The following is a 25,335-nucleotide window of genomic DNA, read 5'->3' as shown; positions in this document are numbered from 1 at the left end:
AGGTGGGACCCCCCGAAAAGTCGGCCCGCCCAGGTACTCACAGTCACCACAAAAGCCACGGGTGAGCCGGCAGTTTCATCAGACTCGTAGCGGTTACTCTGTCCGAGTGTTGGGACTCCCCGATGGCGTTACCGCCTGTTTGTTCGATCTCGACGGTGTGCTGACGCAGACCGCGAAGGTGCATAACGCCGCGTGGAAGGAGACCTTCGACGCCTACCTGCGCGACCGTGCCGAGCGTACGGGTGAGCCGTTTCGTCCGTTTGATCCCGGTGACGACTACAACAGGTTCGTCGACGGCCGGCCGCGGGCGGACGGCGTGCGCACCTTCCTCGGCTCGCGGGGGATCACGCTCCCCGAGGGCAGCCCGGACGACCCGCCGAGCGTCGAGACCGTCAACGGCATCGGCAACCGTAAGAACCAGCTGCTGCTGCGCCACATCCGCGAAGACGGGGTGGAGGTCTACGAGGGTTCGGTCGCCTATCTCAAGGCGGTCCGCGAGTCAGGATTGCGTCGCGCTGTGGTCTCCGCAAGCGCCAATTGCCGCGATATTCTGACCGTTACTGGCCTCATCGACGAGGTCGAAGTGGTCGTCGACGGCACCGTCGCCCGACGCGACAATCTACGCGGCAAGCCGCACCCCGATACGTTCCTCGACGCAGCTAAGCTGCTCGGCGTCGCGCCGTCGGCTGCGGCCGTTTTCGAAGACGCCCTGGCCGGTGTGGAGGCCGGCCGCGCTGGCGATTTCGGCTTCGTCGTCGGGGTCGACCGGGTCGGTCAAACCGACGCGCTATACAAGCACGGCGCCCACGTCGTCGTGCGCGACCTCAGTGACTTGCTGGAGAATCCATGATCCGTGAGCGGGCTTACCCGGTAGAGCCCTGGCACGTCCGGGAGACCCGGCTCGACCTTGATGTGCTGGCTCAGTCTGAGTCGGTCTTCGCGCTGTCCAATGGCCACATTGGACTCCGCGGTAACCTTGACGAGGGTGAACCGCACGGGTTGCCGGGCACTTATCTCAACTCGTTCTACGAGTTGCGACCCCTGCCCTACGCGGAGGCCGGCTACGGCTTCCCCGAGTCCGGACAGACGGTCGTAAACGTCACGAACGGCAAGCTCATCCGCCTGCTGGTCGACGACGAGCCCTTCGACGTCCGATACGGCGAGGTGCGCACCCACCAGCGCGTCCTCGACCTCCAGACGGGCACGCTCGACCGTACGGTCGAGTGGGTCTCGCCGGCCGGGCGGGCGGTGCGCGTCCACAGCACCCGCCTGGTCTCCTTCACGCAGCGCGCGGTCGCCGCGATCTGCTACGAGGTGGAGGTGGCCGACGACCGGCCGCTGCGCCTGATCGTGCAGTCCGAGCTCGTGGCCAACGAGGAGCTGCCGCCCACCCGCAAAGACCCCCGGGTCGCCGCCGTGCTCAAGGCCCCGCTCAAGGCCGAGGAGCACCTGGCGACCGCCGCGGGCGGGCTGTTGATCCACCGCACCAAGAAGAGCGGCCTGCGCATGGCCGCCGCGATGGAGCACGAGATCGACGGGCCGGAGCGCACGTCGGTCAGCACCGAGGCCTACCCGGACTTCGCCCGCACCACGGTCGCGACCGTGCTCAAGCCGGGCGAAAAGCTGCGCGTGGTCAAGATCCTCGCGTACGGCTGGTCCAGCCGCCGCTCGTTCCCGGCGCTGCGCGACCAGGTCGGGGCGGCGGTCGCCTCGGCCAAGTTCTCCGGCTGGGACGGGCTGGTCCGCGAGCAGCGCAAGTACCTCGACGCCTTCTGGGACGCCGCCGACGTGCGGCTGGAGGGCGACCCCGAGGTGCAGCAGGCGGTGCGCTTCGCGCTCTTCCACGTGCTGCAGGCCGGCGCCCGTGCGGAGATGCGGCCGATCGCGGCCAAGGGCCTCACCGGCCCCGGGTACGACGGGCACGTCTTCTGGGACACCGAGACGTTCGTGCTGCCCGTGCTGACGTACACGCAGCCGGAGGCGGTCACGCACGGGCTGCGGTGGCGGCACGCCACGCTCGACCTGGCCCGGGAGCGGGCGCAGACGCTCGGGCTCAAGGGCGCCGCCTTCCCGTGGCGCACCGTCCGCGGGCACGAGTGCTCCGGCTACTGGCCGGCCGGCACCGCGGCCTTCCACATCGGCGCCGACATCGCCGACGCGGTCCAGCGGTACGTGGTGGCCAGCGGCGACCTCGACTTCGAGCGCGAGGTCGGGCTGGAGCTGCTGGTCGACACCGCGCGGCTGTGGCGCTCGCTGGGCCACCACGACCGGCATGGGGTCTTCCACATCGACGGCGTCACCGGCCCCGACGAGTACACCGCGGTCGTCAACGACAACATCTACACCAACCTGATGGCCCAAAAGAACCTCATCGGCGCCGCCGACGCCGCCCTGCGCCACCCGGAGCAGGCCCGCCGGCTCGGCGTCGACGAGGAGGAGGCGGCGTCCTGGCGCGACGCGGCCGCGGCGATGCACGTCCCGTACGACAAGGAGCTCGGCGTACACCAGCAGTGCGAGGAGTTCACCCGGCTCCAGGAGTGGGACTTCGCGGCCACCCCGCCCAGCGGCTACCCGCTGCTGCTCAACTACCCGTACTTCGACCTGTACCGCAAGCAGGTCCTCAAGCAGGCCGACCTGGTGCTGGCCATGCACTGGCGGGGTGACGCGTTCACGCCCGAGCAGAAGGCGCGCAACTTCGCCTACTACGAGCAGCGCACCGTGCGCGACTCGTCGCTGTCGACCTGCACCCAGGCGGTCATGGCCGCCGAGGTGGGCCATCTAGAGCTGGCCCACGACTACCTCGGCGAAGCCGCGCTGATGGACCTGCACGACATCCACAACAACACCCGCGAGGGCCTGCACATCGCCGCGCTCGCCGGCGCCTGGCTGGCCGTGGTGGCGGGACTCGGCGGCATGCGCGACCACGGCGGCAACCTGTCGTTCGCGCCGCGCCTGCCCAGCCGGATCAACCACATGGAGTTCTCGCTGCTCTGGCGCGGGCTCCGGCTGCGGGTCAGCGTCCAGCCGGACGAGGTGACCTACTCGCTGCGCAACGGCGGCGAGGGCGCCAAGCTCGACCTGCTCCACCACGGGGAGCACGTCACGGTCACCAGCGACAGCCCGCTGACCCTGACCATCCCCGCGCTGGCCCCGGTCGGCCCGCCGCCGCGCCAGCCCTTCGGCCGGGCCCCGGCCCGCCGGATGCCCGACCAGTAGGCACCACGACCGAAAGCCCCGCGCGGTCGCGCGGGGCTTTTTCGCACCCTCTGGAGCGCTTTCCAAATCGGGCCAGGCAGCTTTGCCCCGGCCCGCGCCAGCTGCGGACCGCATGCTCCCGCGGGCACCGCTGCGGCCGGCGGCGAGCTGGCGCTCGCCGCCACTCACGCGAGTTCGACCAAGCTCGTGAGCTGGCACGCCCACGAGCGTCAGGCCGTCGACCGGCCCAGGCGGGCCGGGCCGCGATCAACACCGGCCGTGGTCGAGATCGTGGTACGCAGGTGCCCTCGGGCGGGCGGATTGGTACCACGATCTGCTGGGACGGTCCGCTGTCGAGCGGGGTCTGCCCCGGTCCGTATCAGATGTGGCGCCGGCTCCCCGCAGGGGCCGGGGTGAGATCGCCGACCGCGCGGGGTGAGGCCGCGGGAGCAACGGTCCGGACCACCGCGGACATCGCGGTAGCTCGAATTTCTATCTCGAATCGGGCGTGCTACAGCATCGATATGTGTACGTGGTTGGTGTGGTCGCTGGACGGGTCGCCGCCGGCGCCGCTGTAGGACTGCCAGCCGTTCGCGGGTGACCAGAACTGGCGGTACCAGATTACGTACATGATGCCGAGCCGGTCGGCGTTGCGGACGAAGAAGGCGGCGAGGTTGTTGCCGTAGAGCTTGTCGGAGCCGGCCGCGTCGCCGCCGAAGCCGTTCTTTTCGGCGGACCAGTCGCAGGCGCGCCCCTTGGGGTGCTCGTACGGGCCGCCGGGCCGGTAGCAGCTGACGAAGCGGTTGAAGCCGAGCCGCTGGGTCTCCTTGAGCATGTGCAGCGTGCGCGGCGTGATGCAGCGGCCGGTCGTCGGGTCGTCGGCGGTGCAGCCCTGCGAGGAGAACCCGCCGTCGCTGTTGCGTGGCGCCGGCCGGGCCACCGGCGAGGTGGCGCTCACGAAGCCGCCGGTCGCCTTGCCGCCGACCAGCTTCAGTGCCTTTTCCGCCTCGGACTTCTGCTTGGCCATGATGGCGAGCTGCTTCTGCTCCTCCTTGAGCTCCGCGTCGATCGCCGCCTTGGCGCGGGTGGCCTGGTCGAGGGCGGCGTTGAGCTTGGCGAGCTTGGCGTTGTCGCGGGCGGCGAGCAGGTCGAGGGCGGCCGCCCGCTGCAGGAGGTCGTCGGGGGAGGAGCTGTTGAGCAGCATGCTCATCGGCCCGATGCGGCCGTTGCGGTACGAGGCGGCGACCACGAGCTGGATCTCGGGCTCCATCGCCTTGACCGTCTCGTCGGCCTTCTGCAGTTCGAGCTGGAGCTGGAGCTGCCGGTTACGCGACTTGGTGACCGCGTTGCGGGCGTCGATGTACCCCTTGCTCGTCTCGGAGAGCACGTCCCGCAGCAGCGGTGTGCTTCCCTCGTTGCCGGGGTTGGGCTTCGGCGCGGCGGCCGCTCCACCCGGCCCGAAGGCCACCCCGGAAAGCAACGCGGCCGCCGCGGCGACCAGGGCTACGACCAGCGACCACCGCCGGCGGCGTACGGATGCCGTCATGCACAGTCCTCCCATCGGCCGCCGGCCGGGTTAGCTGACGGGTTCGGGACGGAAGGACCCCTACCGCTGCGCGCGGATTCACCCCAGTTACCTGGTTCCCCGACTCGCCCGTGCGGGCGATTAGGCGGCGGTGTGCCGCCGGCGCCGTGGGGGCACCGTCGCGCGGCAGACCGCCGGAAAGCTTACCGGATCTACAGCGGCCTTCAGTAACGCTCTGACCAGGCAAAAGTACGAGAAAAAGGGTCAGAAGACAGCGACGTTCGGTGATGGATTGCAAAGCGTGTCTACGCGACGACGCGCGGTTCGCTCGCGCTGCCTTCGTTCCACAATCGATCGAGTCCGGTGACGCAGTAGGTGTGCGGCGCCTCGCTCTTCGTGGTGTCCACCCAGGTGGTACCGCGCGTGGTGCCGACCAGCCTCGCCGCGTCGCCGTCGACCCGGTAGACCGCGTAGCTGGTCGCGTCCCCTTCCCAGCGCAGCCGTACGGCGCCGTCCACGCGATCCGCCTCGACCTCGGGCGTGGGCGGCCGTTTCGCGGGCAGGTGCGGCATCGCCGGTACGAGCGCGGGCTCGGCGTAGTGGGCAGCCGCGTACCGCGACACGGCGCCGAGCCGGTCGGCCTTCACCTGCCGCGCGCTGAAGTGGACGCTGCCGGTCACCCGGTACTTGCGGTTGAGCGCGAGCTGCTTGTCGAGCTCGCCCGGGTTGCTCCACGCGCCCTTCTGCCCGACGCGGTAGTCGGCCTGGCCCACGTAGAGCTGCACCGGGCTGTTCGCCACCAGCTCTGACCACCAGGGCAGCAGCTTGGCGTAGTCGGCGACCGCGAAGCCGATGTGCCAGTAGAGCTGCGGCACGATGTAGTCGACCCAGCGTTCCCGCACCCAGAGCCGGGTGTCCGCGTAGATCGCGTCGTAGCTCTGCAGCCCGCGGGTGGGCGAGCCGAGCGGGTCGGTCGACGCGTTGCGCCAGATGCCGAACGGGCTGATGCCGAACTTCACCCACGGCTTGGCCGCCTTGATCCGCTCGTTCGTCTCGCGGACCAGCAGGTTGACGTTGTCGCGCCGCCAGTCGGCCTTGCTGGCGATGCCCCGCCCCCGCGCCTTGAACGTGGCCTCGTCGGCGAAGTCCTCGCGTCCCTGGGGGTACGGGTAGAAGAAGTCGTCGAAGTGCACGCCGTCGAGGTCGTACCGGTTGACCGCGTCGAGGATCGAGTCCTCCACGAACTTTCGCGCCTCCGGGATGCCGGGGTTGTAGTACAGCCGGCTGCCCTTGCCCTTCGCCGGGTAGGCCACCGCCCAGTCCGGGTGCGCGCGGAGGGGATGGTTGCCCGGCAGCTCGGCGAACACGCCGGACTGGCTCGCCTTGTACGGGTTGAACCAGGCGTGGAACTCCAGGTTGCGGGCGTGCGCCTCGGAGATCATGAACGCCATCGGGTCCCACCCCGGACCCTGCCCGTCCCGCCGCCCGGTCAGGTAGTAGGACCACGGCGCGTAGTCGGACTGCCAGAACGCGTCGCCGGCCGGCCGTACGTGCACGAAGACCGCGTTGTGGCCGCGCCGCTGGGCCAGGTCGAGCCACTCCCGGTACTCCGCCTTGACCTGGTCTTCGGGCAGGCCGGGGCGGCTGGGCCAGTCGACGTTGCTCACCGTGGTCAGCCACATGCCGCGCAGCTGGCGGGTGGCGGTGAGCGGGTGTCCGGCGCAGGCGCTGGTCACGGCCGCCGGCTGGGTCGCGGCGCCCGGCCGGGTCTGCCAACGAGCGACACCGATGGTGAGGAGTATGACGGCCGCCAGCAGCACTGCCAGCTGGACCCGAGAGCGGTGGGCCATCGCACCACTATGCCCGGGAGTGCCGGAAAGGCGAAACGCGATGCAACCGGAAACGGACCAGCGCGGTGGGCATCCTCGACTGGTACGACGACGCCTCTCGGCAGCTCTCCCTGTACCGGAACGGGCGCCTGCTCGGGGCGACGGCCAGCACGTTCGGCGCTGTCGGTGGACTACGCACTGCCGCTCGGCTTCACCGACCACCCGGCCGGCGGTGCTTCGGAATTCGAAAGCCCTCTAGCGGGCACGGGCGCGCTCGATGACCTCCTCGGTCGTCAGCGGGCTCTTCGGGTGGTGGCTGAGGCACAGCGGCGTTCGCACCTTTCGCGGGGCCTCGCCCTCGGCCGCGACGTAGAACTCGCCGGTGCTCAGCCGCGAGACGTCCGGGACGTCTCCGCCCTTCGCCTTCGCCATTTCCCGCGCGGCTTCGATCTGGATCGGGCTGTTCAGTAGGCCGTAGAACTGGGTGGCCGCGTTGCCTGGAATGCGGTTGTGCAGTCCTTTCGGCGCCTGGGTGGCGAATACCAGCCCGAGGCCGTACTTGCGCGCCTGGGAGGCCAGAGCAAGGGTGCTCTGCGTGCACGCCGTCATGGTTCCGGATGGTGCGAGTGTCTGGGCTTCGTCCATCACAAACAGGCCGAGCAGCGGCCGATCTCCGGCCGGGTGCTTCTTGATGTAGGCGAAGAGGGCCATCTCCAGTTGGTTGACGAAGCTCTGGCGCATGTCGTCGGAGGGGAGTCCGACCAGGCTGATCACCGAGATACGCGCGCGCTTTCCGGCCGACGGTGTCAGCAGGACGGCCGGGTCCAAGGGTGTGCCGTCGCCGCCGAACATCGGGTCGTTGTCGATTGACGCCGTGAGTGTCTGGGCCAGGCCGCTGGCAATCTTGTCGGCTTCTTCGAGCCCACTCACCCCGTCCGGAAGGTCGGAAAGCGTCTCGATCAGGCCGCGCAATGTGCTGCCGCCGCGCCGACCGTAGTGGTCCACCGCGCGTCGCAGGACGGCGAGGCCGAGGTGCGCCTTTGTGGCCCGACTGTCGAGCCGTGCCCGCGGGATCAGCGCGGCCACCGCCGAGTCGACCGCTTCGTTGAACTCGTCCGGGTCGTCGAGGACGCTCTTGAAGTCTGGCAACGGCTGGAAGCTCAGCGGTCGCCCGGTTTCCCGCCTCGGCGTCCATACCATGACCTCGGAGCCGGCGATGTAGTCGGCGGCTTTGCCCGCGTCGCCGTCGCCCCATGCCTTCGGCGGCGACGGCCACGGGTCGCCGAGCCTGGCCAGGTCGTTGTTGGGATCGAGCACGATGGCGGAAACGCCGTGGAGCGCGCACTCCTCGACCAGGCGCCGGATCAGCACGGTCTTGCCCGAGCCCGAGCCGGCGAAGATCGCGACGTGCTTGCGCAAGGACTCAAGGGCGAGGCGGACCGGCTCGCCGGTCGTGTAGTCGTGGCCCACCGTCAGCATCGGCACGGCTTGCGGTGATTCGCCGGTCGTCTGGCTTGAGGGGGTTGGCTCGGTGACGGCCGGCGACTCATTCGACGGCGGCTCGGTCGCCTTCGACGTCGTCGGCTCCGATGGAACCGCCATGGCCTGGCGGAAGATCTGGATTTCGCTGGCCGGTCGCCGCTGCATCAACCACGCGGGGAGGTCGACGGCCGCTTCGTCGAGCATGACCTTGAGCGCGGCCAACGTACGGAGATCAGACTCTTCGAAAGCCAGCGTCGTCGTGTTCTTGGACTTCAGTTCCTCGATGACACTCAATGTCTTGGGACCGCTCCACGCGCCATTGCGCAGGAAGTAGAGTCTGCGCTTCGGCACCTGGTATTCGACACCTGCCGCCGTCACCGCTCGCTTGATGCGGTGCAGCGCGGCCACGCCGTGGTGCCTGCTGCTGATTGCCCGAAAGGACCAGTGCGCCTGGTCCTCCGTGCCCTCGTTGAGGGTGCGCCGGAGCCGGGCGTGGAGTGCGGGTTTGGCGCTCGGCGGACCGTCCTGGTTGAAGGTTTCGTCGGTCCCTCCTTGTTCGATGATCCATGCCGTCAGCCCGGCCGAAAGCAGACCCGGAACGACGGTGTCTTCACGGGCTGGGTCGAGCGGTGTCACGACGTCGGCTTCGCCCTTCAGTTCGCTGAAGCGTTCGTCAAACTGCTTGCGTACGTCGTCCGTGATGCTCGTGGGGACGAGTGCCGCCGCACTCGGCTCGCTGCTTGGCGGTTCGCCCAGGTGCTTGAGCTCTCGGACCTGGTTGTTGAGCAGGCAGTCGCGGACGTGCGCGTCGATTTCGATGAGCAACTGCCGGGGGGTGAACTTGGCAGCGGTGCCGAACGCCTCGGGACGGATCGGCCACGACGGATAGGGCGGCGAGAACCGGACCTGCCGGAAGCTGTGGGCGAACCGCTTCTCGATGAGGCTCCGCGCGACGGCCGGATCCCGGATCGTCAGCATCTCCTCGGGTTCGCGGAAGCGGTCGCGCACGGTGTCGGTCGCTCTGTTTTTAATGAGCATCCAGGACGGTGGAATGCAAGCCACGAGGGTCAGCGTCCGGCGGGTGTCTTGGCGCAGCGCCATCAACCCGTGCGCGATCTGCTCGAGGACCAGCAACTGCGCCCAGTCGTCGGTGTTGAACGGTTCGGGCTGCTGGCCGTCGTGCGACACCACCGACGACTGTGAGATCAGCGTGTCGATCTGGTCGACGGCCATCACGGTGGGGCCGGTCAGCGCGAGCAGCTTGGACAGTTCGCGGACGATCTCCTGCGCGGTCCGCGGCTTACGCCGCATGCGCCACTGGGCGCGCTCCCCGGGCTCGGCCTCCGGCTCCGAGCTGAAGTAGTTTTCCGCGAGGTCGCGATGGGCGACGTCATCCGAGGCGGAGAGGGCGAGCGCGCGGGCGGTGTCATCGCACTCGCGCGCGACCAGCCGGTCGTAGTCGGCCAGGCCGAGGACGAAGGCGTCCAGCGCGGCCGGGGTCAGCTCGGTCTCGCCCATGACGGCTCGTCGCGCCGATCGCGGTGCGCCAACCACCGACGAAAGGCGCCGCAGGAACAATCGCAGCTGGGTGTCACTACCCGGCACGCTCCGGAAAAGCCCTTCCAGCATCGAGGCCAGGACACTGTCCCAGAATCCCTTGGCATCGAGCAGGCTCACCAGGAAGAAGTAGCCGCCCTGGTCCTGGATCTGCTGGCGAACCCAGCCGAGCAGGTGTGTCTTACCTGAGCCGCGCCGGCCCTTCAACACGAGGCCGAGCGGGCTGGCGTCCTTGCTCGCTTTCGCGTCGGCCATGCCCGCGAGGACATCGTTGACGACGCCTTGGTGCAGCCCTTCGACATGGAACGGCGACGGCCGCCAGACGTCATCGGGTACCGGCGCCCAGTCGAACCTGAGCGCCGCCAGTGCTTTGCGTTCGTCTTCGTTCATCGCGTTCCGATGGCAATCAGGTGCGTGTCCTGCCCGCCGACCCGCACCGCATTGCGGCGGTCCTCGTCGGTGAGCGTCTTCTGGTTGGACTCGGGCATCATTTCCACGTCTTCCGCCTGGCTCAGCAGCCGGAAGGCCGCGTCGAGCGCCTCGCTGGGCACGTCGGCGAGTTTTCGGCGAACGTCCGTGTGCTTGAGCCAGGCACCGGAGTGTGGTGTCAGCGAGTCGTAGACCTTGCGAATCCGCGCGTCGAGGTCGTCGTCATCGGGCACTGCGACGTCCTCATGGGGCACCGGGGCCATGCGGGAGAACATCTCGCCGAATCTCTGATAGGCGCCCCCCTTCAACACCCGGTTTCGGAGGTTGTCGTGCAACGCGCTCAACGCTGCGCCCAACGCCCTGGACCGCGGACTGTCGAAGTTGAGCTCTTGGTGTATGCGATCCCAACCCTTGTCGTCCAGCACGTGGACGAAGGACCGGCCCACCTTCGAGCTCTTGACGTAGCCGGCTCTGTTGAGCTTCTCGCGGCTCGCGCCCGTCAACGTTATCCGGTAGCGCTTCTCCAGATCAGGGTTGGAAATCTCCCGCGCCTCCGCCATCAAGACGATGAGCAGCGCGCTTTCGGACGGGGTGAGGTTGTCAGCCACTATGCGGTTCCTTTCGCCATGTCATGTCTGCGCGTCCGAATGAGGTGTTCGATCTGCGCCGCTACCGCCTGGATGTCGTGCATCACTCGCGCGTTGGTGAACCTGAGAACGGCGTAGCCGTCCAGCTGCAACTGCACGTCGCGCACCCGATCGGCGTCGTACTGCTCGGGCCGGCAATGCTCCAGCCCGTCCAGCTCCACCACCACACGCTCGGCGGGCCAGAGCAGGTCGGGCCGAATCGGGCTCCTTATCAATGTTGGTCGATACGTTCCATTCCAGATCCGGCCGTACGCCCACTCCCGTCGCGCCAGCACCGCCTCGAGAGCGGCCTCGACGCCGCTACGCGGATGCGGCCGTCCGAGTTCGGGCCCGGCCTCGGCCGGCGTCGACGCCGCGTCGGTCTTCTGCGGCACCGGCCGAAGGTGGACGGTGCCGACGCGCTCGGGGTTGGGTGACTCGGCGCCGGTGAGCCACACCCCCAGCCGGCCGCGATCGGCGAGCCACTCCGAGGCCGCTACCACGATGTTGGCGGCCGGGATCGGCCCAGGCTTCGTCCCGGTAGGTATCGCCAGCACCAACCGGTCGCGCTGGAATCCCTCCGCGACGGTGCGGGCAAGCCCCGCGGCCCGGACCTCGGGCCGTAGCCGCGCACGCGAAGGGCGGCCGGTCAGCGCGCGTTCCGCCAGGTCGGTCAGGAACGCGCTGGAATAGCCCGCGACCCGCGCACGCTCGGTCGCCACGGCCCGGATGGCGGCCAGCGCGGCGCCTTGCGGACCGTCGAGTTCATCCGCCTCCGGAAGCCATCCGGGGAGGAGCTGTCGTGCGACCGCGTCAAGGGCATCGAGCACCTCTGCCACGAAAACAGCCACCGAGCCGGTCGCCGACGGCGCCACCACGACGGCCGCCGGGAGATCGCCGAACCGAGCGACGGTCGCGACGATATCCGCGGCCGAGGCGCCCGAGAAGTGGACTACCCGATCGAGTGGAACCTTGGCCAGTTGATCGTGCCAGGCGGCCTCTCCGTTGCGCATCATCGTGATCGCGTCTCCTGTCACGCCTCGCGCGGCGTATATGGAACGCCGTCCGCGTCGAGACCGTGCGCGCGGAGATGGTTGACGAGCGTGCGATCGACGTTCTCGGTGGCGTTGAGCAACGCCACGAACCGCTCGGCGGCCTGAAAGGTGCCCGCGTCGACCTCGCGCCTGAGCTCGGCCTCGTTTCGCAGGTCGAAGAGGAGCGCGGTGAGCTGCCGGGCCGCCGCCTCGTCTCCGCTGCTGATCCGGCGTCGCAAGAAGGCGAGCTGGGTCTGGATGGCGCCGCCGTCGACGGTCGTGTCCGAGGCGAGGAGCTTGGCCAGTTGGCGAGCGGCGGCCTCGTCACCGGCATCGGCGCGCGCCTGGAGCGCGTCGACCCGGCCGTGCGTCGCCAGTAGTTCGGCCAAGGAATTGGCGGCCGGTTGCTTGCCTCGATCGGCCCGCTCACGTAGTTCATCGACCGCTCCACGCTCCGCCAGCAGCGCGGCGAGGTCTTCCTCGGCGAGGAGGCTGCCGGCGTCGGCCCTCGCCCGCAGCGCGTCGGCTTCGCCGCCGTCGACGAACATCTCGGCCAGGCGCCAGCCAGCCTCGAGGTCGCCGTCCGAGGCAGCGCGCATTTCGTCGATGCGCTGGGCAAGCGTGACGATGTGGTCAAGCCGGTGGGCAGCTGACCGATCATCCGGAACGTCACGCAGGTATCGCCGCAGCAGGTCGGCGGCCTCCCGCTCGCGTCCCCTCCGGAAAAGCACATCCGCGAGTTCGACAGCTCCCATGCCATGGAGGTCAAAGAGCCGGCGCAACGCCTCTTCTTCGTGGCAATAGCGCATCCGCGCGTTCGCCGCAGCGGCGAGACGACGGAGGTCCTCCGCATCGTCAGCGGTGGAGATCAGCGTCTCCCACGCACTGCGCGGAGGGCACTCGGTGCGCCGGATGTGCTGGGCCACGTAGTCGGCCACGACGTAGCCGGCCAGCAACCCGGCCTCGCCGTCGTCGACCGGAGCCAGGGCCGACACCGCACCGTGGAGCTCCTGCCTACCGAAAGCCAGCGCATCCGCCAGCCACTGCCGCGGCCGATCGACGCGCTGCGAGGAGGTCAGATAACCGCCGATCGCCGACTCGAACGCGTTCTGGGCGATCGGCGACAGGACCCCGAGCCGCCGCGCGTCGGCGGCAAAGCTGATGACGGCTTTGGCGTAGGGATCCGGTGCCTGTTCCCACCGGTGCAGCAGGTCGGGTCCGGCGGCCAGCACCTGAGTGAGGCCGGCGTCCTTGACATCGAGCGCGAGCCGGATCCGAGTGTCGGTCTCCGCGACGCGCTCGGCCTCCGCCTGCTCCGACCCCGACAGGACGTCCGGCACGCTCACGACCTCGGCGAGTTCGAGGAGGCGGCGATCGTTTTCGACCTCCGCGGGCGCGCCGAGGCCGCGGGGCGTCTTTCGCTTCAGGTAGTCGTCGGGCCACAGGGTCGCGACCACGATCGCGGGGAACTGGAGCAGCCGGATGATGTGCTCTTTGGTCAGCCGAGGGTCGGCACCGAAGAAGCGGTGCATTTCATCGAGCCAGACGATGGTCCTTTGCCGTGGGCCGTCCAGCAGCTCGACGATCTCACCGGTGCCGGCCGGCTGCACAACTGGCCAGTTTGGAGCGACCACGCGGACGGCCTCGTACAGCGATCGTGTCTTGCCCGATGACGATCGGCCGACCAGGAGGACGAAGCAACCCCGCTCGATGCCCGCGGAAATGTGTTTCCGCAGGTCATCGTCGAAGTCACGACTCACGTACTCGGGCAGGTCACCAAAGCTGTCGTCGGCGGTGATGGCCGCGTGGATCCCCAACTGGCGGGGCGATACCTCGTCGAAGCGCGGTATCGGGCCGGGCGGCTGCGCCTCGGCGAGCCGGTTCCAGGTCTCCTCCCACGTCACCTGGTCGGCCTGAGGCACCTCGAAGACCTTCAGTAGGCAGGTCAGCACCTCCTTCGCCGGGCGCCTGCCCTTCATCACCGGGCTCAGCGTCGCCGGCGGGAGATCGCGTGGAAGTTTGAGACGTTTGGCCCGCTGCTGAATGGCCGTGAACGACATAGCCTGATCGATCTTCAGCCGATTGAGGAGCCTCCCGAACGCCGTCCAGTCCTGGGCGTTCGCAAGATCGGCAGCACTGACGATTGCCAGATGGCTCAACCCCCTTGCGAACGCCTCGATGCTGTCTGAGGGATGACGTCGAACGTTCGGGAACAGCGTACGAACCGCCTATCCGGAAAGCCATCCCCGGAGTTGAGCGCCATGATCCCCCGAACGGACCCCTTCGAGGTCGTGCGGGATCGTTCCACAACCTCGATCGGATCACGTTTGTGCTGCTCACATGGGTTCCATCCGCGAAAGGTCCGCGAAACATCAGGGGGTCCCGATGGACAACTGGCTCACTATCTTGCGTATAGCCGACACGGAACGGTGGCGTCGGACCAGCTTCGACGGCCTGGCTCCCCGCGCCCTCCGCGAGAGCGTGGTGAATCACTACCGGTCAAGCGTGGACCGCGTCGATGTGCTCGTCGTTGCGGCACTGCCGGAGGAGTTCGACGCGGCCAAGGCGGCTGGCCTGGCGATGGCTCCGGCGGGTCCGGGAGTGCTCCGGTGGGAGGAGCGCGACCCGGGCGATGTCCCACCGTTCCTTTGGGGCGAGTACCGCGTCGACGGGAGGGTTCGATTCACGATGGCGTTGGCCCGGCCGACGCAGATGGGCGGTCGCGCTACGGGACCGTTCGCCGCGTCGCTGGTCGATCGGCTGCGTCCGGCGTTGCTGGCCATGTGTGGCGTCTGCGCCGGTAACCCCGCGGACACGGCGCTGGGTGACGTCGTGGTCGGTGAACCCGTCTACGAATGGGACGAGGGCAAGCGGTCGGCCGCCGGGTTCGAGGGCGATCACCGGCAGTACCGGCTGGAGCCCCGCTGGCTGCGCGCCGTGCAGGACTTCGACCCCAGCGGTCTGGCCAGCTACGGCGACGCCAGCGAGGACGAGGCCTTGCTCTGGTTTCTCGAACAGCTACACCGCGGGCGGCAACCGCGCAGCCACCCCGCGCGCGACGCCTACTTCCCAAGCGGTACCTGGCAGCGGCGCCTCGCGCAGCTTGAGGAACAAGGTCTGATCCGGCGCGAGCCGACCGGCGAGGCCGCGCTGACCAGCGACGGGTCCGACCTCGTGCGGCGGCGGCTCTACGACGACGTCGACGGGCCGCGGCAGCTTCCATTTCGCGTGCTCGCCGCCCCCATGGCCAGCGGCAGCGCCGTCGTCGCCGACCCCGACGTCTGGAGCCGGCTGAAGGCGATGGGCATGCGGATGGTCAGCGCCGTCGAGATGGAGGCCGCCACCATCGCGACCGTCGCCCATGACCGGGGACTTGCCTGGCTGGTCGCCAAGGGTGTGATGGACCACGCCGACACCAGGACAGACGACCGCTACAGGCAGTTCGCCGCCCGCGCGTCGGCGCAGGTCATGTTCGCCCTGCTGGAACGCCTCGTGGCGAAGACGGCCACGGGCAAGCAACGCGCGACCGAGATGGCTGGAACGGTCGGGATCCTCAGCGCCTACGGCCGCGGAGGCGCAGGCGACTCCTGCCTGCCGGTGGGCGCAATGGGCGACGACGTGACGTTCCGGAGTGTCGGGCCTCGATAGGCGCGGTCACATCCGCACTGCCCGGCCACACGAGCTCGTAGTCCATCACCCGGCGGCCCGGGAGGCGGACACGCGGCCGCGATGGATGGGCGACCAGCGGCTTGGGCGGGCGCCTCCGGGGAGGCGCCCGCAGGACCGCGGCCGCCAGGTTTCCTAAACCCAGCTCCCACAGTCGCTGCCGGCCTGTGACCTGCGGGTTCTTCTCGTTCTGCGTCCGCTGATCGGTCCATGTGTGGTCGTTGTGTGCTCGGTGGTCGGCGCGTCGGTCGCCAGTGTTGTCCAATGCGCGGATGCCGCTCGTTCGGCCCCCGGGACCCAGCCATACCGAGGTCACGGACACTAGTTTGCTTCCGACCTATTCGGGATGTTGCTCCGTGTATATGCGTGGCAGTAGGCTTGGATATATGAAGACGATGATCGACTTGGACGACGAGGCGCTGGAGCTTGCCGCCAAGGAGTTGGGCACCACGACGAAGAAGGACACCGTCAACGCCGCGTTGGAGTTCGTAGCCAACCGGCGCCGCCGCATCGAGCAGCTACTCGATGATCCCTACGCGTTGGGCGTGGGTCCGGATATCGCTGATCCGGAGGTCATGCGGCAGGCCCGTCGGTGACCGTTCCGGTCGGTCCGGGGCAGCTCTATCTCATCGACACGTCGGCGCATGCCAGGATCGGGCATCCGGCGATCCGCAACGTCATCGCTGGGCTCATCGTCGATCGTGCTGCGGCGACCTGCGTGACGGTTGACCTGGAGGCTGGTTACTCCGGTCGCGACCTCGCCGACGTGCGCGCGATCGCCCAGCGTCGCAAAGCACTGTACGTCGTGCTGCCGGTTAGCGAGGTGATCGCTGATCGGGCCCGTGATGTTCAGCTCCGGATGGCTGCCCGCGGACACCACCGCGCGGCAGGCGTGATCGATCTGTTGACCGCCGCGGTCGCAGAGCACCACGGTGCGGTGATCCTCCACTACGACGCCGACTTCGAGCACATCGCTGCCACCACCGGCCAACCGCACGCGTGGATCGCACCGCGGGGCACTGTCCCCTGATGGTTGACACCTCGAGCGGACTGCCCGTCATAGCGCCACAACGCGCTCAAAACGCAGCGGTCAGGGGTCACCGACCCATGCTGCTCTCGTGCGTGTTCTCAACCAGCCGGCGTCGGTATGGAGGCGAGTTCGGCGAGGCTCGCCCGCGCGACCGGGGCGTCTTCGACCGACCGCGAGCGAACCTCGGCTCATCTTGTTGGACGGATGCCATGCGTGACCGGCCAGCTGTAGCGAGCCGTGCGACGATTCGCCCGTGGGTCCCGTTGATGTCGTGACGGAGAGCGAGGTCGCTCGACTCCGTCGCGAGTTGGAGCGGTTGCGTGCGGAGAACATCCGCCTGTCGCGTCTGCTGGATTTGCGTGGTCAGGGCACGGCTCCGGCGCCGGAGCAGCTCTCTGCAGCCGTTGCGCCACCGGGGTTGGTTGCGATGTCGTCGCCTGTCGAGGACAAGCTGGCGTTGTACACCGACCGGTTCCGGGCACGGACCGACGTGTACGCGGTGCGATGGGAGAACACCCGTGCTGGGGTGAGTGGATGGATGCCGGCGGTGGCTGGTGGGTGGCGGAAGGGGATGGACCGGAAACGGGCCGCCTACCTTCCGCTCACTGCGGACGTGGTTGCCGCCCATCTTGTGGGCGACGTGTTCATGGGGCTTTACCCGCTGCACAGCGACAACACGTGTCACTTCCTAGTCGCGGACTTCGATGGCCCGGCCGCGATGCTCGACGCGCTCGGGTACAGCAAGGCAGCCCGGGCCAGCGGCGTGCCGGCGGCGTTGGAGATTTCGCAGTCGGGGCGCGGCGCGCACGTGTGGGTGTTCTTCACCGATCCGGTCCCGGCCGCCGTGGCACGTTCCGTCGGCACGGCGCTGGTGCACGAGGCGATGGTGCTGCGTGGATCGATGGACCTGCGCTCCTATGACCGCCTGTTCCCGAACCAGGACGTGATGCCCGAGGGCGGCTTCGGTAACCTCATCGCCGCGCCGCTGCAAGGCCGGCGCCGCAGGGACGGGCTGACGCTGTTTCTGGACCTCGCGACGCTCGAGCCGTACGAGGACCAGTGGGCATTTCTGTCGACCCTGGACCGGCTCAGCCCGGGGGACGCGGCACAGGTGGCCCGGCGGGCGAAGCGGGCGCTAGTGGGCGGCGAGGTCGCCACGATGAGCAGGTCGGACGCGACTCGGGTGCACCCGCCGCTGCCCGCGGTGGTGTATGCGGAGCTTGGTGCCGGGCTGAGTGTGGATGCATCTCAGCTGACTGCGGCCGCGCTGTCGACGTTCAAGCATGCGGCCTCCATGGCGAATCCGAAGTTCTATGAGCTGCAGCGGCTGCGTAAGTCGACCTGGGACACTCCTCGGTTCGTGCGTGGATACGACTTGACCGTCGACGATCGCCTGGTGCTGCCGCGTGGCCTGCGCCATGCGGTCGCCGGGATCGTCGAGCGGGCCGGATCGCGTCTTGCTGTCACGGACATGCGAAACCCTGGCCGCGAGATCGATGTCGCGTTCATGGCAGACCTCGATACCAAGCAGGGCGCCGCAGTCAGCGCACTGCTGGCGCATGACGACGGCGTGCTCGTTGCCCCGCCTGGATCCGGGAAGACGGTGATGGCCTGCGCCGTGGTCGCCGAGCGCGGCACCTCGACCCTGGTGCTTGTCGACCGCAAAGCCTTGGCCGAACAGTGGCGCACCCGGATCGAACAGTTCCTGGGCATCCGGCCCGGGCAGGTCGGCGGGGGGAGGCGCAAGCTCAGCGGAGTCGTCGACATCGCGATGCTGCCCTCCCTGGCCAGGCGCCACGATGTCGATGAGCTCACGGCGGGATACGGGCATATCGTCGTCGACGAGTGCCACCATCTCGCGGCCGCCGCGTACGATCATTCGGTCAGGCGGATCGGCGCGCAATTCTGGCTGGGGCTCACGGCCACGCCGGTGCGGCGTGACGGTCTCGGCGAACTCGTCACCTGGCAGATCGGACCGGTCCGGCACACGATGACCCAGGACGATCCGGGTACCCTCGTGGACGCTTGGGCGACGGACGCAGGACCTCGACGGGTGCTGTACGTCCACGAGACCGAGTTCCGCTCCGACGGCGTCGACCTGTCGTCTCCGGCGGCGCTCGCCGCATTGCACGGCGCTCTCGTCGTGGACGAAGCACGCAACACCCAGATTGTCACCGATGTGAATGCCGCACTGAGCCGTGGGCGTAACTGCCTCGTGCTCACCCGCCGGGTCGCGCACGTGGAAGCTCTCGCGTCCTTGCTGGCCGCGCGCGGACATGAGGCGCTTGTGCTGCAGGGCGGAATGTCTGCAAGCGACCGGCGAGCCGCGGTGAACCGCCTCGCCGAGGCCAAGGCCGGCGAAGGTGTGCTCGTCATCGGTACCACGCCGTTCATCGGTGAGGGCTTCGACGCTCCAGCGCTCGACACGCTGTTCCTTGCGGCTCCGGTCTCCTTCGACGGGCTGCTCATCCAGTGCGCCGGGCGGGTGATACGGGCCGCGCCCGGCAAGGATGTCGCCGAGGTCCACGACTACCACGACCGGGCAACCCCGATCCTCGCCGCCTCGCTACAACGCCGCATGCCCGGCTACCGCGCGCTCAGCTTCACCAGGGGATAGGAATGCGGCCGTCGAGCAGCCCTCCTGCTACCGTGGTGATTTCGCCGTCGGGGACCGGTGACTATCCAGATGGCAGGTTGGTCAGTGCGGGAGCCCGGCATTGTTGAACTCGTCCTGTAGCGCGCGGCGGCGGGCGTTGGCGGCGCGTACCTGGCGGATCCATTCGTCGGCCTCGTCAGGGCGTCCGGCGCGGGTGGCGTAGCCGCGGAGTTCCTTGGCCAGTTTGGCGGCCTGGTGGTACGCCGGCCGCTTACCGCCGTCGATCGCGGTGAGGACCTCGCGGCGCAGGATCGGCATCGCGTCGCCTGGATCTTGCCTGCCACGGGCGCGGGCCAACTCCAGCCACAATGGTCGGGTGCAGCCGCCGTGCTGGGCAGCCTGCCACGCCGCGTCGATGTCGCCTTCCCACATCAGGACCTCGACCAGCGTGGAATGGCCGGGTGGTTCAGCCCAACTTGGGCGTGCCGTCAGTGTGGTGGCCGTCGGTTGGTTCCGCAGGACGGCAAGGGCGGCCTCCCGGCGCTCGGCCCAGACTCCCGCGGCGACAGCGAATTCGCGCAGGCGCTGGTAGCCGGGCAGGCTGGGCCGGTCGGTGAACTGCTGCCAGGCGATGTCGGTTGCCGCCTGCGGGCGACCTGCCCGCGCATGCAGGTCAGCGGCGAGTTCCGACAGCCGCCCGTCCGGGCTGTCGGGGAAGGACGCCTGCCCGCGCTCCAGCCAGCCCAGTGCGTCCTCGACCCGACCCACCTCGGCCAGAGTTTGGGCGGCCCGCCAGAACTGGTACGACGAGGCCAGGTCATGGGCGATCACCTCGACCAGCGCGTCCACCCCCCGCCGGGCGGCCAGCATCTCCTTCAGATGCGTCGGCCGGAACCGGTTGTCGTCCCACCGCTTGTCGTCTCCCGGCTTCAGCTGACGCAGCGTCAACCACTGTTCGTCGACTACCGCTTCAAACCGGGCCAGGCCGGGCTCACCGAGCAGGTCGGCATATGCGCGAGCGCTGTCGAGAAAGATCTCCCAATCACTGCGCAGCGCCCACCTGGCCAGCCGCTCGCCCAACTCCACCGCATCCGGCCGCGCCTGCTCGCACGCTGCCAGATGGATCTCCTGGGCCCGCGCGGCCAGCGAGCCCATCTCCCCGTCGGAGTCGTCGACCTGCCCGAGCGCATCTTCCAACAACGTCAGCGCGTATTCGGCGGCCTCGATCGCCGCCTCCGGGAATCCTTCGTCGATCAGCCTCTGTACCTCGTCCAGCACCCGATCGATCCCGTGGGCGTAGCCGGCGACCGCGCCGTACTCGACGTACCAGGAAGGCTGGATCGCCGAAGCGAGCTCGCGCCGCAGGCCGGACAGGTCAACCAGGCCGGTCCGGTCAGCGCCGGAGGCAGCCTGCAGGTGGGCCGCGACCAGGGGGTCATCCTCGGCGATCTGCAGGAGCTGATCGACCAGCCAACCCGGATCCTGGCGCAGCAGGAACTGACGCAGCGTTGCGGTCGAGGTCGACGCGGACTTCGTGGAGCGGGAACGAGCCACGGCGTCACATCTTGCCCGACAATAGGCGGGGCGGCAGCGGCGGCCCGATCGCTCGGCAGGCGGGAGTCCGCATTGTCCCTTTCGTTCTATCCCTAATCGCTCGCTCCCCAGCTGAGGCACGCCCGTATCCTGTGGTTTCTCCCCCGTCCGACGCGTTGATCGGGCAATGTGTGGTCGTTTCGTGCTCGGTGGGCGGCGCGCCGGTCGCCGACGTCATCGGTTCCTCGGATGTCGCGGCGGCGCCCCGTAACCCGTGCGGCGTCCGGATTACGTCCGGCTCGGATGTCACTACCGGTTGGTGTGCGGTGCCCTCAGGGCTACGCGGGCTCCGCTCAAGAGCGTCGCGGCGCGGGCGTGTGATCCAGTATGGACAGCGTCAAGACAGCCGGACGGCGTCTTGTACGGTGCGGTGCACGGCTAGGTCGAGGTGACCGACCGCCCCGCGGCGATATCGTCTGGGCCGCTGTGCAGAGGTTCCCGCAACATCGTGATGTAGCCGACGTGAGGTCGTCTCCTCTCAGATGTGCCAGGATGCTGCAATGAGGTCCGTCGCGGTCCTTCCCGACACAAACATATGGCGGTATGTGGTGGACGCGGACGCCGTCGAAGTGATCCGTAAAGCAGCCAAGACCGCTGATGTTGACCTGGTCGCGTGTCCTGCTGTGGTTTACGAATGCCTACGGATGTCCGACATTCATTTGAGGCGGCGCCTAGCGAAGGCCCTTACGCGTAACGCCTGGCTGCGCCCAATGCCGGAGGCGTTCGTTGAGGCCGAGGAGCTTCGCGAGGAGATCACAAGGCTCCGTCCCGAGTGGCTTGTAGCACGACCAGAGACGCGCAACTGGCATCAAAATAGAAACGACTGGCGCAGCGGCTTCTGGCGGCGTGTGCGGCATCAGACGGATAAGATGGCGAGGATTGTATCTGCGGTCGATTATGGAAAGCTCGATCGCGCTCGCAATGAGGCGAAGGCTGCGCGAAGCACCGCTCGCGAGCTAGGACACAGGATAGAAGGACTTCGGCTGGACACCGCGCGATCCTGGTATCTGCGTAGGGTTCCTGGTTGGGATGGTGAGCCCTTCGAGGCGTGGCGCGGTCACAGCGAGGCGAATTGGTGGCAGGAGTTGATTCTACGACCTAGTCAGACCTCCCTCGACTGGTTGGAGCCATGGCTTCAGCTCAACCGTATCCGCTCCGAACGTCCCCAGTGGATCACCTTTTGGACTCGAGAATGTGCAAAAGAACGCCTGCCCCGTGAATGGCTCCGGTGGGCTATGGGGGAGGTTCAGTCCCTTCGCAAGGTGACCCCTGGAACGCCGGTAGACAACCAAATTGCCACCTATCTAGTCGACTACGACTATTTCGTGACCGGCGACCGAGCCTTTGCCGAATGCATCGAAGTGATCCGCCCTCACGCGCCAGCTCAAATCGCTGCAACCTCCGTTTCGCCGGCGGGCAAGGGCGCTGTAGATCATCTCCTTGAGCTGTTCGAGAATGTCGGCGACACCAATCGGACCCATCCTGAAGGCGACGCACGCAAGGTAACGGGCTTCTCGTGATCAGAGCAGGCTCGCAGTACTTCTTCAGGCGGTGCGGTTGCCGGACCGCCGGGACGTGCGCGCTGCTGCGCCGGCCGAGCGGGGCGTGGAACCCGCGACGAACGCTCCAGCTTTCGCCGGACATCGTACGATCGGGCTGTGCTCGGCCGGGGGGCCGTGCTGGGACGGGCTGCGGCCGCCAGCGCTCGTCGGCAACAGCCGGCAGTCGTTGACGCGCCGACTTCGCGCAGGCGGGAACGAGCCACAGCACCATATCCCGCCCGACAGTGAGCGGGGCAGGGTGTGGTGGGCGCCTCCAGCGTGTCCATTTTATCCGTTTTGTCCGTTCCTAAACCGCTGCCGAGGCCTCGAACGCAAGCCGTTGACCTGCGGTTGCCGCCCTTCCTGCTCCGACGATTCGGCGCTGGTGTTGGCGTGCTGGGCTCCACTGCTGGCGAAATGTCGGCCAAGATCCAAATTTGGACGGTCATCTATGCCGTATGGATGCCATCCCGGCTGGTGGGGCGGCCCCAGCGTGCGCGGAACGTGCTCGCCGGTCGGCGACCGCGTCGTCGTTCGCCGATTCCCTGGATGCCGCCGCACTGGCCCGGCCGGGGGTGCGACGATCGGGCCAACCGGGCCCCGGTGATCGTGGCCGCCGCCATGCACGCCGGTCGGCGTCCGCACGGGGGTGGGCGATGCAGATCAGGGCAGGCTCGCAGTACTTCTTCAAACGCTGTAGCTGTCGGACCGTCGGGGCGTGCCCGCGGCTGCGCCGGCCGAGCGGGGCGTGGAATCCGGGACACGGTCGCTGGCACTACCGGCTTGAGCTGCCGCCCGACCCGGCCGGCCGGCGCCGGCAGGTCCGCCGCGGCGGCTATCCCAGCCGCCGCGCCGCGCTCGCCGCCCGCGACCACGCCCGCGGCCTGCTCGACCTGGCCGCCGGTGATGCGACCGCGACCGCGGAGGTCGCTGGGCTGATCCTGGCCGCCCGGCATTGCCGGCCGCTGCCGCCGGTGGAGGCGGTCCGTCGCCGGCTGGGGGCCCGCCGGGCGCTCGGCGGGTCGACCACGGTGGCGGTGTACCTGGACCGCTGGCTGGCCCACCGGTTGGTGGACGAGAACACCCGCCGTACCTATTCCAGCCTGATCCACGCCCACCTGGTTCCACATCTCGGCGAGGTCGCGCTGGACCGGCTCCGGCTCGACGACATTCGCGGCATGTTCGCTGCCATCGAGGCCGCCAATGAGCAGGTCCGCGCCGCTCGCCGCTCCACCCACCCTGCGGTACGGGATTCGGTGCGCGGCCGGCGGGTCACCGGCCCGGGCACCTGCCACCGGATCCGGGCGGTGCTGCGCGTCGCGCTCAACGACGCGGTCGCCGACGGCCTGATCCCGACCAACCCGGCCACCGTCATCCGGCTGCGGCCGGCGCGGCTGGCCCGGCCGCTGGTGTGGACGCAGCCGCGGGTGGACCGCTGGCAGGATACCGGCGAGGTGCCCGGCCCGGTGATGGTGTGGACACCGGAGCAGACCGGGGTCTTCCTGGACCACGTCGCCAGATACGACCGCGACCTGTATCCGTTGCTGCACCTGGTCGCCCATACCGGCCTGCGCCGCGGCGAGGCCGTCGGCCTGCGCGAGGCCGACGCCCTGCTCGACCGGGCCGAGCTCGCTGTCACCCAGCAGGTCACCACCGCCGGTCGTGTGCTGCAGCGCAAGCCGCCGAAGAGCGGCGCCGGCAACCGCGTCGTCGCTCTCGACGCCGGCACCGTCGCGGTGCTGCGCGGCTACCGCGTTCACCGACCGTCCACTCGCGGCGGTGGGCTGTTCTTCGTCCGCGAGGACGGGCAGCCCTGGCACCCGGACGCGGTCAGCCGCCGCTTTCGCCGGCTGGTCGCCGACGCGGGCTTGCCGCCGGTGCGGCTGCACGACCTGCGGCACGGCGCCGCCACCCTCGCCCTGGCCGCCGGCGTCGACCTCAAGGTCGTCCAGGCCACCCTCGGCCACTCGACCATGAAACTGACCGCGGACACGTACACGAGCGTGCTGCCGGAACTCGCCCAGGCCGCGGCCGAAGCCGTCGCTGCGGCCATTCCACGACGATCACATTGGCGGCGTCTCGACGTGCCCGCACCGGGAGGCGGCGTCCCTGGGGCCGCCCAGCGATGGGGCATGAGACGCAACCCGCCAGGGCCCTCACGAGAGGCCAGCCCACCACGAGTTGGGTGCTGACGTCCATCTGACCGCGTTATGGGGCTTGATCCGTACGCGGTGCGATACGTACCGACGTCGTAGTGCCGATTGGGGGGACCGCGGCCCGAAGGCTCTGTCGGGCTGGCTGGCTTGCTAGCCACCAGGTGATCGTGGCGGCTGCAGTACGCCTCGATATGGAGCGATCGTGACAATAGTGCGACGAACGCTCCGTCCCTGGCCCACATTGCGAGGTAGACCCACGCGGTCCATATTTGGTAAGTCAGACCGCGTTGGAACCCGCGTTGGAACAAGTTCAGTCCATCTTGTCAGATGGGTGATGTGTGTGATCTGCGGGCGAGATGAGCGCGGCGACTAGCCCAGTAGGCTGCGGCGTGGTCAACAATGAGCCCGCGATGACCTTGCGGATCGATGGATGCACGATCCTGGTGTGTGCGGAGGCATCTATGAGATAGACGTGACCCGGACCGACGGGAACGGTCAACGGCGGGCCTGCCGCACGACCTCCCGATCCGCGATGTCCGGACCCACGCCCAGCGCGCAGGGGGCGTCGAGCAGGTGTCCGATGAGGCGGAGGCGGTCGCCCCCGAAATCCAGCGCGGCGTGGGCGGTGTTCTTCTTCGTCCTGGTGCCCAACTCCTTGGCGGCTAGGTCCAGCGGCTCGTCGTTCAAGTCGATCACCGTCTTCATATATTCGATTCTGTCGCCGAATATACGCGGAGCGCTGGCGAGCTCCGTAGGCCCTCGACGGCAGGTGGACGGTCAGCCGGGTAGCGATCAGCAAGGAGACACCGCTGCACAACTCGGCCAACGGGTATTCCGGCCGGTGGCCGACTCCGCGTTCAGAGCTAGGCAGGCTCGCCCGGTGATCATGGAGGCGGCACTGGCACTGGCGCTGAACCTCGACGGCCGGCCTACACCGGCCTGCTGCCCTGGGCCGCGTCGAGCGGCTCTGAACTCAACTGTCAACGGGTCGGTTCCCGCGATGCTCGCACTTTTGCTCATTTCCGCGAACGTGACGCGGCGTTCCCAATGGAGCGGCAGCACCCATCGCCGCGAGC

General features: G+C 68.6%; 16 protein-coding genes and 1 riboswitch. Of the genes, 8 read left to right on the top strand and 8 right to left on the bottom strand.

Annotation, left to right across the window (positions count from 1 at the left end):
• The first annotated feature begins 106 nt into the window (after positions 1-106).
• A complete protein-coding gene (locus RB614_RS03355) occupies positions 107-850 on the top strand; it encodes an HAD family hydrolase (RefSeq protein ID WP_308710816.1) in 744 nt (247 codons plus the stop codon).
• Positions 847-3,216: a glycoside hydrolase family 65 protein gene (locus RB614_RS03350; RefSeq protein WP_308710815.1), complete on the top strand. Its 2,370-nt coding sequence runs from the start codon at positions 847-849 to the stop codon at positions 3,214-3,216. Before RB614_RS03355 ends, RB614_RS03350 begins: the two co-directional genes overlap by 4 nt.
• Before the next feature lie 490 nt (positions 3,217-3,706).
• Here RB614_RS03350 and RB614_RS03345 read toward each other — a convergent pair whose 3' ends face one another.
• The 6 genes from RB614_RS03345 to RB614_RS03320 form a co-directional block, all read right to left on the bottom strand.
• The gene (locus tag RB614_RS03345) at positions 3,707-4,741 is read right to left on the bottom strand and encodes a coiled-coil domain-containing protein (RefSeq protein WP_308710814.1); all 1,035 of its coding nucleotides are present in this window, start codon (positions 4,739-4,741) and stop codon (positions 3,707-3,709) included.
• A 3-nt stretch (positions 4,742-4,744) separates the two neighbouring features.
• Positions 4,745-4,878, bottom strand: a riboswitch (cyclic di-AMP (ydaO/yuaA leader).
• 147 nt (positions 4,879-5,025) lie between these two features.
• Entirely contained in the window at positions 5,026-6,570 is a 1,545-nt protein-coding gene (locus RB614_RS03340; RefSeq protein ID WP_308710813.1) for a glycoside hydrolase family 10-like protein, read from the bottom strand.
• A gap of 234 nt (positions 6,571-6,804) precedes the next feature.
• Positions 6,805-9,978 (bottom strand): ATP-binding protein, encoded by a 3,174-nt coding sequence (locus tag RB614_RS03335; protein ID WP_308710812.1) that lies wholly within the window; start codon positions 9,976-9,978, stop codon positions 6,805-6,807.
• Entirely contained in the window at positions 9,975-10,625 is a 651-nt protein-coding gene (locus RB614_RS03330; RefSeq protein WP_308710811.1) for a hypothetical protein, read from the bottom strand. The genes RB614_RS03335 and RB614_RS03330 overlap by 4 nt, the downstream gene beginning before the upstream one ends.
• The gene (locus RB614_RS03325) at positions 10,625-11,680 is read right to left on the bottom strand and encodes an endonuclease domain-containing protein (protein ID WP_308710810.1); all 1,056 of its coding nucleotides are present in this window, start codon (positions 11,678-11,680) and stop codon (positions 10,625-10,627) included. The genes RB614_RS03330 and RB614_RS03325 overlap by 1 nt, the downstream gene beginning before the upstream one ends.
• Positions 11,677-13,836 carry a hypothetical protein gene (locus RB614_RS03320; protein ID WP_308710809.1) on the bottom strand — a complete coding sequence of 720 codons (2,160 nt, stop codon included), beginning with the start codon at positions 13,834-13,836 and terminating at the stop codon, positions 11,677-11,679. The genes RB614_RS03325 and RB614_RS03320 overlap by 4 nt, the downstream gene beginning before the upstream one ends.
• A 226-nt stretch (positions 13,837-14,062) precedes the next feature.
• Here RB614_RS03320 and RB614_RS03315 point away from each other — a divergent pair, with 226 nt between their 5' ends.
• From RB614_RS03315 to RB614_RS03300, 4 genes are all read left to right on the top strand, one after another.
• Entirely contained in the window at positions 14,063-15,325 is a 1,263-nt protein-coding gene (locus tag RB614_RS03315; protein ID WP_308710808.1) for a 5'-methylthioadenosine/S-adenosylhomocysteine nucleosidase family protein, read from the top strand.
• A gap of 404 nt (positions 15,326-15,729) precedes the next feature.
• Positions 15,730-15,939 carry a type II toxin-antitoxin system VapB family antitoxin gene (locus tag RB614_RS03310; RefSeq protein ID WP_308710807.1) on the top strand — a complete coding sequence of 70 codons (210 nt, stop codon included), beginning with the start codon at positions 15,730-15,732 and terminating at the stop codon, positions 15,937-15,939.
• Entirely contained in the window at positions 15,936-16,373 is a 438-nt protein-coding gene (locus RB614_RS03305) for a PIN domain-containing protein (protein ID WP_308710806.1), read from the top strand. The genes RB614_RS03310 and RB614_RS03305 overlap by 4 nt, the downstream gene beginning before the upstream one ends.
• 271 nt (positions 16,374-16,644) lie before the next feature.
• On the top strand, positions 16,645-18,990 hold the full coding sequence (locus tag RB614_RS03300) for a TOTE conflict system archaeo-eukaryotic primase domain-containing protein (protein ID WP_308710805.1): 2,346 nt from the start codon (positions 16,645-16,647) through the stop codon (positions 18,988-18,990).
• Between the two features lie 81 nt (positions 18,991-19,071).
• Here RB614_RS03300 and RB614_RS03295 read toward each other — a convergent pair whose 3' ends face one another.
• Complete coding sequence (locus RB614_RS03295) at positions 19,072-20,523, bottom strand: DUF6880 family protein (RefSeq protein ID WP_308710804.1); 1,452 nt, start codon at positions 20,521-20,523, stop codon at positions 19,072-19,074.
• A gap of 587 nt (positions 20,524-21,110) precedes the next feature.
• On the opposite strand from RB614_RS03295, the gene RB614_RS03290 reads away from it, so the two are divergent.
• Together RB614_RS03290 and RB614_RS03285 are read left to right on the top strand one after the other, a co-directional pair.
• The gene (locus tag RB614_RS03290; RefSeq protein WP_308710803.1) at positions 21,111-22,082 is read left to right on the top strand and encodes a hypothetical protein; all 972 of its coding nucleotides are present in this window, start codon (positions 21,111-21,113) and stop codon (positions 22,080-22,082) included.
• A gap of 677 nt (positions 22,083-22,759) precedes the next feature.
• The gene (locus RB614_RS03285) at positions 22,760-24,295 is read left to right on the top strand and encodes a tyrosine-type recombinase/integrase (protein WP_308710802.1); all 1,536 of its coding nucleotides are present in this window, start codon (positions 22,760-22,762) and stop codon (positions 24,293-24,295) included.
• A 459-nt stretch (positions 24,296-24,754) separates the two neighbouring features.
• On the opposite strand, the gene RB614_RS03280 is transcribed toward RB614_RS03285, so the two are convergent.
• A complete protein-coding gene (locus RB614_RS03280) occupies positions 24,755-24,964 on the bottom strand; it encodes a DUF2191 domain-containing protein (RefSeq protein ID WP_308710801.1) in 210 nt (69 codons plus the stop codon).
• Between the last annotated feature and the right edge of the window lie 371 nt (positions 24,965-25,335).

The sequence above is a fragment of the Phytohabitans maris genome (genome assembly GCF_031085175.1).
GTDB classification, from domain to species: domain Bacteria; phylum Actinomycetota; class Actinomycetes; order Mycobacteriales; family Micromonosporaceae; genus Phytohabitans; species Phytohabitans maris.
The sequence above is the reverse complement of the archived record's forward strand: the minus strand, read 5'-3'. Positions and strand labels throughout refer to the sequence as shown.

Excerpts from the sequence above, each read along its gene's own strand:
- RB614_RS03350 (WP_308710815.1), top strand. The coding sequence starts at position 847 with ATGATCCGTGAGCGGGCTTACCCGGTAGAGCCCTGGCACGTCCGGGAG.
- RB614_RS03345 (WP_308710814.1), bottom strand. The coding sequence starts at position 4,741 with ATGACGGCATCCGTACGCCGCCGGCGGTGGTCGCTGGTCGTAGCCCTG.
- RB614_RS03340 (WP_308710813.1), bottom strand. The coding sequence starts at position 6,570 with ATGGCCCACCGCTCTCGGGTCCAGCTGGCAGTGCTGCTGGCGGCCGTC.
- RB614_RS03335 (WP_308710812.1), bottom strand. The coding sequence starts at position 9,978 with ATGAACGAAGACGAACGCAAAGCACTGGCGGCGCTCAGGTTCGACTGG.
- RB614_RS03315 (WP_308710808.1), top strand. The coding sequence starts at position 14,063 with ATGGACAACTGGCTCACTATCTTGCGTATAGCCGACACGGAACGGTGG.
- RB614_RS03310 (WP_308710807.1), top strand. The coding sequence starts at position 15,730 with ATGAAGACGATGATCGACTTGGACGACGAGGCGCTGGAGCTTGCCGCC.
- RB614_RS03285 (WP_308710802.1), top strand. The coding sequence starts at position 22,760 with ATGCAGATCAGGGCAGGCTCGCAGTACTTCTTCAAACGCTGTAGCTGT.
- RB614_RS03280 (WP_308710801.1), bottom strand. The coding sequence starts at position 24,964 with ATGAAGACGGTGATCGACTTGAACGACGAGCCGCTGGACCTAGCCGCC.